At 41.0% G+C, this 13,409-nt stretch carries 11 protein-coding genes and 1 riboswitch; of the genes, 1 reads left to right on the forward strand and 10 read right to left on the reverse strand.

Features of this window, described 5'->3' with window-relative positions:
* Positions 1-21: 21 nt before the first annotated feature.
* The 8 genes from I6N95_RS03050 to I6N95_RS03085 all read right to left on the reverse strand — a co-directional run bounded on the left by I6N95_RS03050 (position 22) and on the right by I6N95_RS03085 (position 9,771).
* Positions 22-783: an iron ABC transporter ATP-binding protein gene (locus I6N95_RS03050; protein ID WP_209524882.1), complete on the reverse strand. Its 762-nt coding sequence runs from the start codon at positions 781-783 to the stop codon at positions 22-24.
* Complete coding sequence (gene fitB, locus I6N95_RS03055; RefSeq protein ID WP_209524883.1) at positions 783-1,751, reverse strand: iron chelate uptake ABC transporter family permease subunit FitB; 969 nt, start codon at positions 1,749-1,751, stop codon at positions 783-785. Before fitB ends, I6N95_RS03050 begins: the two co-directional genes overlap by 1 nt.
* Entirely contained in the window at positions 1,748-2,695 is a 948-nt protein-coding gene (locus I6N95_RS03060) for an ABC transporter permease (RefSeq protein WP_209524884.1), read from the reverse strand. Before I6N95_RS03060 ends, fitB begins: the two co-directional genes overlap by 4 nt.
* 123 nt (positions 2,696-2,818) lie before the next feature.
* Complete coding sequence (locus I6N95_RS03065) at positions 2,819-3,514, reverse strand: MgtC/SapB family protein (RefSeq protein ID WP_209524885.1); 696 nt, start codon at positions 3,512-3,514, stop codon at positions 2,819-2,821.
* Between the two features lie 5 nt (positions 3,515-3,519).
* Positions 3,520-6,186 (reverse strand): magnesium-translocating P-type ATPase, encoded by a 2,667-nt coding sequence (gene mgtA / locus I6N95_RS03070; RefSeq protein WP_209524886.1) that lies wholly within the window; start codon positions 6,184-6,186, stop codon positions 3,520-3,522.
* Positions 6,187-6,569: 383 nt separating this feature from the next.
* Positions 6,570-6,741, reverse strand: a riboswitch (M-box (ykoK) riboswitch).
* Positions 6,742-6,846: 105 nt separating this feature from the next.
* Entirely contained in the window at positions 6,847-7,623 is a 777-nt protein-coding gene (locus I6N95_RS03075) for a MurR/RpiR family transcriptional regulator (RefSeq protein ID WP_209524887.1), read from the reverse strand.
* A 107-nt stretch (positions 7,624-7,730) separates the two neighbouring features.
* Positions 7,731-8,747: a Gfo/Idh/MocA family protein gene (locus I6N95_RS03080; RefSeq protein WP_209524888.1), complete on the reverse strand. Its 1,017-nt coding sequence runs from the start codon at positions 8,745-8,747 to the stop codon at positions 7,731-7,733.
* 1 nt (position 8,748) lies between these two features.
* Positions 8,749-9,771, reverse strand: a complete 1,023-nt coding sequence (locus I6N95_RS03085; protein ID WP_209524889.1) for a Gfo/Idh/MocA family oxidoreductase — start codon at positions 9,769-9,771, stop codon at positions 8,749-8,751.
* A gap of 326 nt (positions 9,772-10,097) precedes the next feature.
* Here I6N95_RS03085 and I6N95_RS03090 point away from each other — a divergent pair, with 326 nt between their 5' ends.
* Positions 10,098-11,390, forward strand: a complete 1,293-nt coding sequence (locus I6N95_RS03090; RefSeq protein WP_209524890.1) for a PTS sugar transporter subunit IIC — start codon at positions 10,098-10,100, stop codon at positions 11,388-11,390.
* A 66-nt stretch (positions 11,391-11,456) separates the two neighbouring features.
* On the opposite strand, the gene I6N95_RS03095 is transcribed toward I6N95_RS03090, so the two are convergent.
* Positions 11,457-12,863 (reverse strand): hypothetical protein, encoded by a 1,407-nt coding sequence (locus I6N95_RS03095; RefSeq protein ID WP_209524891.1) that lies wholly within the window; start codon positions 12,861-12,863, stop codon positions 11,457-11,459.
* Positions 12,826-13,377: a sigma-70 family RNA polymerase sigma factor gene (locus I6N95_RS03100; RefSeq protein ID WP_209524892.1), complete on the reverse strand. Its 552-nt coding sequence runs from the start codon at positions 13,375-13,377 to the stop codon at positions 12,826-12,828. The genes I6N95_RS03095 and I6N95_RS03100 overlap by 38 nt, the downstream gene beginning before the upstream one ends.
* Positions 13,378-13,409 lie beyond the last annotated feature (32 nt).

The raw sequence follows: 13,409 nt of genomic DNA on the forward strand, positions 1-13,409 counted from the left end.
TTTTTTTAAAATTTAATGCCACTATTCATTGAAGTACAAACAAAACCGTTTGCCTTCCATTTCACACACGCGAATATTCATGTCATAAAGAGAGTCCAAGACTTCCTTTTGAATGACCTCGTCGGTTAGTCCCCGACGGAAAATTTTGCCATCTTTCATGGCGACAATTTCATCAGCATAACTAGCCGCAAAATTAATATCATGCAGCACAATCACCACAGTCTTGCCATGCTCCTCAACCAACCGTTTTAAGGTTTTCATCATCTGAACCGCATAGTTCATATCCAGATTATTTAGCGGTTCATCTAAGAGAATATAATCTGTATCTTGAGCGAAGACCATGGCGATATAAGCTCGCTGAAGCTGCCCCCCTGACAAGGTGTCGATTAATTCATCTTGTAACTCCACCAACCCTAAATAACTTAAGGCTTCGTCAATCTTACTGTGATCTTCCGGCCCCAATCGTCCTTTACTATAAGGAAAGCGACCGAATGCCACCAGCTCACGAACGGTAATTTTCAAACTGACTGAATTGGCCTGTTTTAAGATCGATAATTTTTTTGCCAGTTCATTTTGTTGCCAGCTTTTCACCTCACCACCATCTAAATAGATCTCACCTGCATCCTTATCAATTAAGCGGCTCATCATTGACAGTAAGGTACTTTTTCCAGCCCCATTAGGCCCGATAAACGCCGTCATTTTGCCTTCTGTAATCGGCAAATCCACTTCCACAACCACGGGCTTTTTCCCATAATGTTTGGAGACTTTCTCTATTTCCATCATCACTCATGCTTCCTTTCATACAAGATTTTTCCGACAAAATAAACACCACCGATAAATTCAATGACCACACTCATGGTCGTATTCCATCTAAAGACCTGCTCCACAAAAAATTGACCGACAAGCAATAATAAAATGCTTAACAAACTACTAGCAATAAATAAAGTCCGATGCCTAAAGGTCCCCATTAGCTGATAAGTTAAGTTGGCCACAATAAAGCCTAAGAAAGTCACCGGCCCCACTAAAGCCGTTGACAACGCCACTAATAAACTAATGGCCAATAACAGCCGAATTTGAAACTTGCCAACATCAATCCCTAAATTCATGGCCTTTTCTTTCCCCAGATGCAACACATCTAAACGATGAGCCGACAACCACAGATAAACGATGACCAGTAGCATTAACAAGCCCGCCACTTGCAACAAAGAGACATCCACATTGGCAAAACTAGCAAAGAGCTTGCCTTGCAACTTGTCATACTCATTAGGATCCAGTAGCACTTGCAAAAAGGTGCTGGCACTGCCAAAGAACGTTCCCAAGACCATGCCAATCATCAACAATAAATATAAATTCTGATCGCCCTTCTTTAATAGGAAGAAAAAAAGCAACGTGCTTAAACCGACCATTAAGATCACATTAATCCCAAACATGGCAAAGTGACTTTGAAACAAGCTACCTGTTTGGTGTCCCATAAAGAAAAACAGCAAGGTTTGCACTAAAATATAAAGGGAATCAAAGCCTAAAATACTCGGAGTTAAAAAATGATTATGAGTCACCGTTTGAAAGGTAATCGTGGAAAAGCTAGTAGCAATCCCTACAAAGACGAAAGCCAAAACCTTTTTCCCACGTAATCGCAGAGCAAATTCCCAATTACCATAAGTGTTATAGGTTAAAAATAACCAGGTAAACACCAACACACCAATTGCCAATGCGGCAAGCTTTAACCAGGGCTGTTGCCATAACTTAGTCATTTCTTCGCCCCCTTTAGCAAGAGCAGGATAAAAATAATACTGCCAATCACCCCGACGACTAAACTAACTGGCACTTCATAAGGCTGAATCACCGCTCGGGCGAGGATGTCACAGAGGATTAAAAAGAGACTCCCTGCGCCAGCTGCCAGCCAAAGAGTTGTTTTCATCTGATCGCCATAATAGAGGGAGACAATATTCGGCACGATTACCCCTAAAAAAGGCAGGCCACCAATCGTCACTAAAATAATACTGCTGGCCAACGAGACAATGGCCAAACCAAAAAGTTGCACCACTTGATAATTCAAGCCAATCCCCGTTGCCAAATCTTTCCCCATGCCAGCAATCGTAAAGTGATAGGCATAAAGATAAGCCAAAATTAACAAAGGAACCGTCACATAAATCAGCTCATAACCACCGCGTGTGACCGTCGCAAAGTTCCCCTGAAGCCATGACGACATGTTTTGAATCAGCTGCAACTGATAAGCAAAAAACGTCACCACTGACCCAATAATATTGCCAAACATCAACCCAACTAAAGGGACCATCACCTGATCCTTATGAGATAAACGTTGAATCAATTGAACGAACAACATCGTGCCCATAAAAGCAAAAAGAAAAGCCACAAGCGACCTGCTCAATGTCGAACCATTCGGAAAAAAGACCATCGCTACCAAGATTCCCAACCGCGCACTGTCCATCGTTCCAGCCGTTGTTGGAGAGACAAATTTATTTTGAGTCAAATGTTGCATGATCAAGCCACAAACACTGCTTGTCGCCCCGGCAATTATCAAGCTGACCGTTCGCGGCACACGTGTGCTCCACAAGACTAATTTTTGCGTCTCATCTAAATGAAAAATATCCCCAATCGAGATACTTTGAACACCGATAAATAAGGAACAAACAGCAGCTATGATCAAACAAATAAAAAGTATGCCTTTTTTCAACCTTACTGCCTCCTTTGTAATTGAGAATGATTTTCACTCTCAATGATAAGTGTAGTTAATTTCACAAAAAAAAGCAAGAGAATCTTGTAGATTCTCTCACCTTTTTTCAGAATAATGATGTCCTTACGCTTTAAATTGTTCGTCTTGCAGCAACTCAACTGCTAAAATGCCTTCTTCATAAGACAATTTCTCAATAAACAGCTGAACCAAGGCTTGCTCGACACCGACACCTTCTACAATCAAACTAACTTCAGTTTCCCTTTTAGAAACATCAAGAAAAGACAACTTAGTAAAATTTAGCTGGAGCTGATTCATCAATTGAATCATTCTCGTTCGAATCATCACCTCTGATTCTCGATCACAGGTGATTGACACATAATAGAGCCGTTCTTTTATTTGTTTATCAGAGAAAGAATCCATCCTGCGAGAAATATCTCTCAACAGCGTGTTGACAATCATAATCAAGACCGCACCGATTAACCCTTCGTAGATAAAATCACTGCCGATTAACGTTCCTACAGCAGCTGAACACCATAAGGTGGCAGCCGTGTTAATGCCCGTCACAGTAAAACCATCCCGAATAATTACGCCGCCTGTTAAAAAGCCAATCCCACTGACTACCTGAGCCGCAATTCGTGTCGGACTGGAGTCATCTTGAATGAACATCGCCAACTTAACAAAGAGAGTCGAGCCGAAACAAACCAAAGCTGTCGTCCGAATTCCAGCCAACTTTTGGCGCCATTGACGCTCAACGCCGATTAACGACCCCGCCAAAATACTAATGATTAATATCGCCGTGTAGCGAACTAATTCAGCCATTTATCCTACAACAATTCGCCAAACCGACGAATGTAAATTTTCTTCAAAAGGGTGGCTAAGGCTAAGTAGGCAACAATCGTTAAGGCCAACCAGAAGAAAAATTGTGTTGGCAAAGCAACCATCCCTAATTGAGCCCCAAGAGCCGTTGAAGGCAGAATTGTCCCGACGCCGATCCCGATAAAGGTAATCGTCGTCACAATAAAGGACGCACGACTTTGAATAAAGGGAATTTTGGGTGTCCGTAAAGCGTGGATGACCAAGGTTTGAGACCATAGAGATTCCACAAACCAGCCAGCGTGGAACAAGGCGATAAAGAGCGCTTGATCTTGCGCACCTAAGCTGGTAAAAGGACCGCCAACTACAGCTGGACAAATAAGAAAATAAAGCAAGATGTACGTCGTAATATCAAAGACAGAACTGGTTGGTCCAATCCATCTCATAAAGGAGCCGATAGATGAAGCATCCCATTTTTTAGGTGTTTCCAAATATTCCTCATCCACATTATCCCATGGCAAAGACACACAAGAAATATCGTAAATCAAATTCAAAAAGAGTAGTTGAATTGGTAACATCGGCAAGAATGGTAAGAACAAACTGGCAACGACCACAGAAAACATATTGCCGAAATTAGAACTGGCCGTCATCTTAATGTATTTGATAATATTCCCAAAAGTTTCCCGACCAGAGGTGATACCACGCTCTAAGACCATCAAATCTTTTTCCAATAAAATAACATCCGCAGATTCTTTGGCAATATCCACTGCCGTATCAACGGAAATTCCCACATCCGCTTCTTTCATCGCAGGGGCATCATTGATCCCATCACCTAAAAAGCCCACCGTACTACCTGACTCGCGCAGTACTTTGACAATCCGCGTCTTTTGTTTCGGTGACAATTTAACAAAAATATTAGTGTCTTCCAATTTCATCTTGAGAACTTCATCAGACATCATTTCGATATCAGTCCCTGAAAGCATCTTTTCATTTTGCAAGCCCACTTGGTTACAAACGGTCCGTGTAACTAAGGCATTGTCCCCAGTTAACACCTTGACTTGCACTTGATGCTTTTTCAAGGCTTCTAAAGCCGGTTGAGTCGTTTCTTTTGGTGGATCCAAAAAGGCTAGGTAGCCAATTAAAACCATCTCCGTCTCATCAGAAACAGAAAACTCTCCTTGAACTCGCGGATTCGTCTTTTGAGCCACACCAAGAACCCGCAACCCATCCCCATTTAAATCATCTACAGTCCGCAAAATTTTGTTCCGTAACTCATCCGTTAAAGGCACAGCTGCGCCATTTTGTTCCACAAAATGAGAAACAACCAACATTTCTTCAATGGCTCCTTTGGTAATCATCTGAGTTTTCCCCAACGCATCACGAATGACCACACTCATCCGCCGTCTCTCAAAATCAAAAGGAATTTCATCGACTTTTTCGTAATCCTCTTTCTCAATATCCAATTCCTGTTCAGTCGCTTCGATAATCGCCACATCTAACAAGTTTTTCAACCCAGTTTGGTAGTAACTGTTAAAAAATGCATGCCGTAAAACGCGGTCATCTTCTTTCCCGTCCGCATCTAGGTGGTACTCCAGTACAATGCGGTCTTGGGTTAAGGTTCCTGTCTTATCCGTACATAACACATCAATTGCCCCAAAATTTTGAATGGAGTTGATGTTCTTAATAATGGTTCCCTTACTTGCCATCCCCGTGGCACCTTTTACTAAATTCGTCGTGACAATCATCGGCAACATTTCAGGTGTCAAACCGACAGCCACAGACAGACCGAAAAGAAATGCTTCCAACCAATCCCCTTTGGTGAAACCATTAATCAATAACACAGTCGGTGCCATGACAAACATAAAGCGAATTAACACCCAAGACACAGAGCTAATCCCTAATTCAAAGCTAGTAACGCCTTTTTTCTTTGTAAGATCTTGGGCAATATTCCCAAATAACGTGTCGTCTCCCACTCGAACGACAACCCCCTTGGCACTGCCACTAATCACATTGCTTCCCATGTATGCCATGTTTAGAAAATCCGTCATGGCCTTATCAGTATCAGTGTCCACATCAATTATTTTTTCCACTGGTTGACTTTCACCCGTCATAGCTGATTGACTGACAAATAAGTCTTTTGCTTGAAATAACCTAATATCTGCTGGGATCATGTCTCCTGCAGATAGATTAACAATGTCGCCACAGACGATTTCTTCAATCGGCAGTTCGACTTTTTCACGTTCCTTACGGGTGACAGTTGCCGTTACACGAACCAATTTGGTCAGCTTTTCCGCAGCATTAGTAGACCTGACAGATTGAACCAATGTCAACGTTCCACTAAGAATTACCATCACACTGATAATAATAACCGCCGTAATATCTTTTTCATCTGCCGGGACAATTAAATAATCCGTGACAAAAGAAATCACTGCCAAAATAATTAAAATCATCGTAAATGAGGTAATATAAGCTTTCACTACCTTAACAAAAAAGCTCTCTTGTTTTTCCGTTGTAATGACATTAGCGCCATTATTTTGTCGTGAAGCCGTGACTTCCTCTTGATTTAGCCCCTTATCTGAGGTGCCAAATTGTTTCATTACACGCTTAAAGCTGTTGGAAGCTGAAAATTTATAAACATTATCTCCTTCATGACCAACAGCTGCTAATCTTTTCGCCATTTTTCTCTCCTCATCTTTCTTCCAAACCAAACGTACCATAAAAGAGTACCTATTCCGCCAAAACCTAAAATTTGCAGTAGTGTGGACATCTTACGGCCTCCTATAAAACACGACTATTCTTTAGAACAGAAAAAATGAGAGATTAACTGGATTATGTACTTGATATAAATAATGACATTAAGTCTCAACGATGACGTGGCTCAATAATGGTCCATAATCACTTTGCTCTCTTCGATTTTTACTGTTCCGCCAACTGGGTAAATGGTCATCCATTGATTACCACCTCAATCTTTTTAAGATAATAGAAAGCCACAAAAAAACCTTACGTTAGTCTCAACGTAAGGTTAATAAGCTGTTAATTTGTGGGTATACCAAATAAGCGCTTAGCGATCTCATCGTTGAGTTTTGGCACTATACAACGTAAAAAGCACTTCGCTTTTAGCTACTTTATGAAAAGCCTTAGATCGACAATCCCTGTTCTACCCATTGGCGTCTCTCGACATTTTTGGGCAGTAGCCTGTGTTTGTATAGGAGCCTCACCTAACAAATCCTATGAAGTTTTCCATTTCGGGTTTACTATATCAGGGTCTTAAAAAAAAGTCAAGAGCCTGAAATAAAATAATCTAGCATCGTTCCCTACCAATAATAACGAGTCTCCTCCTAAAGTCCGCCCTTTTTCACAACCAAACAAGCGTAGATCGTATCTAAAAGATACTCTAAAGACAAGCCATATTGTAAGGCACTCATGGAGCCATTATTTGAAAAAAACACATATAAACTCTCATTGCAAATCAATTCCAAATCCTTGTTGATTTTATTCGTAATCCCAATGGTTTTGACCTGTCTTTTTCTCAGCTGATAAGCAGCATCAATCATGGTTGGGTTTTTCCCTGTATGACTGACAATAATCGACACACTGTCCTGGGGATTTAAGTTGGATACGTAAAATTCATTTAAAGCATTAAAGACTTGCGCATGAATGCCCACATTAGTCAACTTAATACATGTCGATTGAACCCTTGAAAAATTAATATCACTTGCATAAAAATCAATTTTTTTAATGTGAATCAACAAGTTGATAACGCGATTAAACGTGTCCTTATTAAGCAATTCTTTGGTCTGTTGCACAGTGTCCAAATACAAGTTCTCCACATACGTGGAAACCTCTGTATTTGATAAATCTTTCGAAAGTGCGGTAATCGTGTCATCCCTCAGATGAGCTGTCTCTTTCACAAAGTTTAATTGAAAATCAGGGTAGCCCTTAAACCCTAATTTTTTACAAAAGCGAACAATCGTCGCTGAACTCGTATACGTTTTTGCAGCTAAATCTTTGGCAGTCGATTCCAAAATCAGTCTCGGATGCTTGACAATATAATCAACAATCGCCTGCTCTTGATAGGTAAAGTTAGTCGTCTCCATTAATTGCTGCAAAATCATTTCAGACCCCTCCAATTACTAGCTTGTCTGTTCATTTTACTTTCTTAACAAGGAATAATCAAGGAATGCAGAACGCTCACACAACCTCACAGCTAACCGATAAACCTTTAACCAACATCCCTTGAAAAAACGATCCCCGCCGCTTGTCTCGCCTTCGTTTGAACATCCATCGTCATCAGCGTTATCTCTAACAGCTCATCCGCCCTGACATCATCTCCACTAGCGACTATCTTGATAAAAGCTTCAAATTCGTGCTGCATTCGATGCTTACCACAATTCTCATCATAGGTCTCACCTAAACCACTGCCACTTACTTGGCCAGCGGTTGCTTGATTCATCAACAAGGTAAAACGATCGACGATGTTCGCCGAAGAGTCAATCACCAGACATCCCTGATCGCCTTGAATATTCGTCACGATCGGCGCTTTACAATCCTTTGCCGCAATTCCCACAAATTTAAAAGTCCCGTAATCCAAAATTAACACACCAGAGGTATCAATTCCTCGTTCTATATTAGCTTGATAATCAACTTTTTGCGGACTACCAAATAAGGTCACCACTAAATTAATATTATAAATATTTAAATCCATTAACGCACCACCAGCTTTTTGAGGATCAAAGGCTGGTAATGTCTCCCCCTTTTTAAACGCATCATAACGAGAGGAGTACTGAGAATAATTGGCAGAAAAGATCTTGATCTTGCCAAGTTTAGGTAACAATTCTTTCATTTTTAAGACATTTGGCAAGAAACGCGTGCTGACTGCCTCAAATAAAAACAGCTGTTTTTCCCGAGCCATGGCCGCTAGTTCTCTGGCCTCTTCAAGATTGGAAGTAAAGGGCTTTTCGCAAATCACATGCTTCCCTACTTCCAACGCCTTTTTCGTAAATTGATAATGAAGATGATTAGGCACTGCAACATAGATCGTGTCTATCTCAGGATTAATCAGCATCTCATTAAAATCCGTATAAGAAAAGGCGATATCATTTTGCTGAGCCAATCCGTTAACCACTTCGGCTTCCTCTGGCGTGGCACAAATTCCCACTAATTCTAAGTTTTCAACCTTATGAGCGAATGTCAAGAAATCTCGAACAATCATCCCAGCTCCTAAAATGCCTAACTTCATCTTATTTAGCCTCCTTTGCACGCTTTAAACCAGCTTCAATAATCTCTAAAACCGCCATGACTTCTTGATCCTTAACAATTTTTTCTTGATTGTGTTCAATCGCTCCGATTAAATTATCATAGATCCGCCCATACTCTGTGGATTCCACCGGAACTTTCATTTCAATCGTTTCTCCGGCCTCATCAACATAGGCCAAAGTCCCCCAAAATTCTTCAGAATAATTTTCTTCCGCTAAAACAATTGGGCCAGGTTGATACTCTTTATTGGAATTATGACCTAAACTCGGCATCAAAAAGCTCCCTTTCTTGCCGTGAACAATAAAGCGAGGATAGTCCAACTTGACATAACAACTCGTTTTGACAATCGCTTTAAGACCATTTTCATAAAAGAGATCCATGTCATAATAATCATCTGAAATCCCTGGATTATCAATGCTTCGGCAATCCAACGTGGTTGACTTCGGAATACCGAATTGGCTGATGATCTGATCTAGCGGATGAACTGCCAAACCGTAAAGAAAACCAAACCGCTTATTTTCCTTAATACTTGGACGATAATAATCATAATGTGATTCAATCTCCACTAACTCTCCTAGGACACCAGAATCAATCACTTTTTTGACTGTACGAAAGTCAGCGTCGAACCGTCTATTTTGATTAGCCGTTGCGATTAAGCCTTTTTCCTTTGCTAAAGAAAATACCTTCTTAGCTTCAGCAACCGTCATGGCAAATGGTTTTTCACACAATACGTGTTTACCGTGCTCAAGAGCCATCATGGAATAAGCCACATGAAAAGCATCTGGTGTGTTAACCACAATCAAATTAACTTCCGGATCAGTCATAACTTTTTCGATATCTGAAGTGAAGATATAATGTGGATACCAAGCTTCACGTTCCGTATCACCTAACCGATCCTCCTCTCTCCGATAAATATACTTGACCTTCAACTCTGATTTTTTCTCAACATAAGGAAGATGATAATGTGTCACACTGTTGCCAAACCCAATATAAGCTATGGTTAACATAATAAGCCCTCCGTCATTTTATTTGTTATTACAAAAAAAGTATAGCAAGCTTCATTAACCTCGTGTGGCGCTTCACAACGAATTGGTACAACCTTTCACTGTTTATTTCCAGTTATGAAATCGAATTGCATAAATCCACATCAAATACGAAAACAACAACCAACTTAACAAAAAGCGGTTACAAAACACCCCCTCATTGGTTATCTTTAATCATAGAGTGAGGCAGACATCTGGCAGCACTTCACCAATAAAAGAGCTCTTAACTAATGATGAAAGGATAGCTAATTGAACGATTTCTCCTACAATAAAAGAAAGAAGTGATAATGATGAAAAAGAAACCGATAATGGAACGATTTACCGATTTTGCTTTAAAACTCTCTGAACCGCTAGGCCGATTCGCTAACACAGATATTATTTTTTCAATTGTTTCAGGGCTGACAGCTGTTATGCCGATTATTATGATTGGCTCAATTTTCTTAATTTTCTATGTCTTAGGTTCTCCCGATGTGGGAACCAGTGGAAAAGCCTTATTGCCATTTTTATCGCCTTGGAACGCTAAATTCGTCTGGCTAAATAACGCCACTTTAGGAATGATGGCCCTCTATTGCTCCGTCGCCATTCCCTACTCCTACGCCGAACGAAAAAAAATCAGCACCAAGAGTGCCTCATTAATGGGGTTAACCACCTTTATTTTATTCACAATTGATGGATTGGATAGTTCTGGCGGAATTCAAATAAGCTCCTTTAGTGCCAGCGGACTCTTCGCCTGTATCATTACCAGTATCGTGTCAGTGACCATTCTCAGCTTTTGTATCACACACAATATTACGATTAAGATGCCCGCATCCGTTCCACCCAATGTCGGCATGGCCTTTGCCTCCTTAATCCCTTACGCTATTTCCTTTACGATGGCTTGGTTAATCCGCTCCGTTCTATCGTTTGATTTTGTCGCTTTTTTAAATTCCGTTTTAGAACCGATTATTTCAGGTTCTGATTCACTTTGGACTGCCCTGATTTTAGCTTTCCTTGTTCTTCTCTTTTGGAGTGTCGGACTTCATGGCGATAATATGCTGCTATCCCTGTTCACCCCCTTTGGCTTAATGTGGCTGGACCAAAACACAGCAGCCTTAAGCAATGGCACCCCAGCAAATCAATTGCCAAATATTTTAGCTGGCTTAGGCCAAACCGGCTTACTTCGTCTCAGCATCTGGACGGCTGCCGTCTGGCCACTGATCTTTTTAATGGTTATTTCAAAAAACAAATTTCTCAAAACCCTTGGTTGGACAACCTTCGCTCCAGGCATTTTCACCATTGTCGAACCGGTGATTTACGGTTTACCGATTGCCTTAAATCCCTACTTAATGATTCCTTTTATCGCCAGTGGTACCATTTCTACGGGGATCAGCTACCTGATCATGTCCACCCCCTTTATGGGGAAATTTTACGCACTGGTCCCTTGGGCTACCCCACCTTTTTTATTAGGTCCACTTGGAACCGGTGATTGGAAAACCATTTTAATCCCTGTTTTATCATTCATCATAGGGCTCGTAATTTACCTACCATTTTGGAAACTCTACGTCAGCTCCCTTGCCACAGAACCTGCTGAGCTGGCAGAGTAACGGTCTGACAATAATCATTTAAAGAAAAAGCCTAAGACCGCGGTCTTAAGCTTTTTTCTTAGTCAACTATTGACGGATATCAATCCACCAGCGATCGCTCGCATTTAAATCATCGATATAATCGGTCACGCCGCCATATGAGAAACTATCAAGAAACATCTGTGACAATTGTGCTTCATCAATAAAATAACCAAAATGAATCACTCGCTTTTCCTTGGGCGCTATCGTCGGCAAACGATAATAGCCCTTTCCCTCACCATGACTATCCAAATAATCGATTTCACTTGATAAAATCCCAGGATCACTTGCCATGTCTTCTGAAGCATAGGTCCATCCCCCTTTGGTTTCCGCTAAAAGGGTCAATCTATTTTGCATAAATAAATCCTCAATCGGATGATTGGATAAACTCTCCAAGGTAGCGGTCAGATAGACCAGTTTAGGCTGACTCCACTTGCGATCGATTACTTGATCTATGGTATTTTTACCATCCCCTCGTTGATAAGACAAACGTTCATAAGGGATCAAGTTCCCAGCTTCATCGATCATTTCCCGCTCATACAAACGCTCCAGCATGCTACTGTAAAAATTTGCAAGCTCCAAACCAGCGATCGACTGACGAACTTCCACTGTCTCAATCGTAAAATTAACATTACCAAGAGCGACCTTCTCGCCAACACCAAGGAGCTGTGGATTCGTTTTAACTAATGGCTTCACCGTTATTTCCCGTTGCTGGTCCATCGTCTTAAGGTCATCATAATCCTGATAAACTGTCCCTTGTTCTGCAGTCGTTGCTTCCAGCCGGACGTTGCTTAAGACTTTCGTTAACTCCATCTCTGGCACATCATTCCCAACATAGACCTCCAACATAAAGCCCTCCTCAGCAAACAACACATAAGCATGGCGACTCATATCAGACTCATTTTCGACCGTCGTCGTAATCACCCCTTGGTGTTCTCCAAAATTGACCTCTTGATAACTAGCCACAAATAACTCGGAAAAATCAGCCTGTTCATTGACCTTCCACAACAAGAAAGAGAACCCACCCATGCCATAATTATCTTCATACCAATACTTCATGCCCTGTTCATTAAAATCAGACATCCCGTCAGGAACATAACCTAAAGAGAGCTTGTAAAACACCTCTTCTTCCTGTGAAATCGACGTATCTGCGGAATGTTGTTTTACCGACACCTTGACTTCATAGTTTTCCTTTTCCACCACAAAGTCATATAACTGCTTCGCTGCAAAGACCGTAGTGGGAATCCCGATTAAAAGACCTGCTACGATCGCGATCAATCGTTTTCGATATTTTTTAAGGCGTTTCTCTTCTGCCTCGTCCCTTAAAAACGCGGCTTTTCGTTGCTGGTAGTCCTCAGAAAATGCGTGGCTTTCTTCCCCCTGCTCAGAACTAGCTAATGCCATTTTTTCTGCCGCCTCAGCTAATGCCTGCCAGTGTTTCTCTGATGTTGTCATCTTCGGCTCCTCCTATCGTCGAAATAATTTTCTTTTTAGCTCGTTCGTACTGTTTGCGGACATTGGCTTCACTTAAGGCCGTCAACTCGGCCACTTCTCTCGTCGACAAACCATAATACAGTCGATACATAAACACGTTCTGATAAGAAGTTGGTAAAATTTTCAACAACTTTACCATTTGCTCTTCAGAAATCAACTCATTAACTTTAGACGCCACATTATCCTCAGCAATCCCCTGAGAATGCTGATACTGAGATAAAAAATCATGCTGTTTTTGATTTTTTCGATAATAATCAATGGCCTTATTTTTAGCAATTTTCAAAATATAACGCTTTGTGTCACTCTCATTCAATTTTTTTAATGTCGGTAAGTTGTGGTACAGTTGGATAAACGTTTCTTGGGTAACATCTTCAGCTTGTTCCACACTTTTGAGTACACCGTAGGCCACTCGATAAATCAGTTGTTCATAACGGTCGTATAAGCTCTCTAATTGTCGTCGATCTGCCTTTTTCATTCCGATCCTCCTTTGCCTCTTACTCTATATAA

The sequence above is a fragment of the Vagococcus allomyrinae genome, from assembly GCF_017829975.1.
Taxonomy (GTDB): domain Bacteria; phylum Bacillota; class Bacilli; order Lactobacillales; family Vagococcaceae; genus Vagococcus_D; species Vagococcus_D allomyrinae.

Coding starts and splice junctions, on each gene's coding strand:
- I6N95_RS03100 (WP_209524892.1), bottom strand. CDS start 13,377: ATGAAAAAGGCAGATCGACGACAATTAGAGAGCTTATACGACCGTTAT.
- mgtA (WP_209524886.1), bottom strand. CDS start 6,186: ATGGCGAAAAGATTAGCAGCTGTTGGTCATGAAGGAGATAATGTTTAT.
- I6N95_RS03050 (WP_209524882.1), bottom strand. CDS start 783: ATGATGGAAATAGAGAAAGTCTCCAAACATTATGGGAAAAAGCCCGTG.
- I6N95_RS03095 (WP_209524891.1), bottom strand. CDS start 12,863: ATGACAACATCAGAGAAACACTGGCAGGCATTAGCTGAGGCGGCAGAA.
- I6N95_RS03080 (WP_209524888.1), bottom strand. CDS start 8,747: ATGAAGTTAGGCATTTTAGGAGCTGGGATGATTGTTCGAGATTTCTTG.
- fitB (WP_209524883.1), bottom strand. CDS start 1,751: ATGACTAAGTTATGGCAACAGCCCTGGTTAAAGCTTGCCGCATTGGCA.
- I6N95_RS03085 (WP_209524889.1), bottom strand. CDS start 9,771: ATGTTAACCATAGCTTATATTGGGTTTGGCAACAGTGTGACACATTAT.
- I6N95_RS03065 (WP_209524885.1), bottom strand. CDS start 3,514: ATGGCTGAATTAGTTCGCTACACGGCGATATTAATCATTAGTATTTTG.
- I6N95_RS03090 (WP_209524890.1), top strand. CDS start 10,098: ATGAAAAAGAAACCGATAATGGAACGATTTACCGATTTTGCTTTAAAA.
- I6N95_RS03075 (WP_209524887.1), bottom strand. CDS start 7,623: ATGATTTTGCAGCAATTAATGGAGACGACTAACTTTACCTATCAAGAG.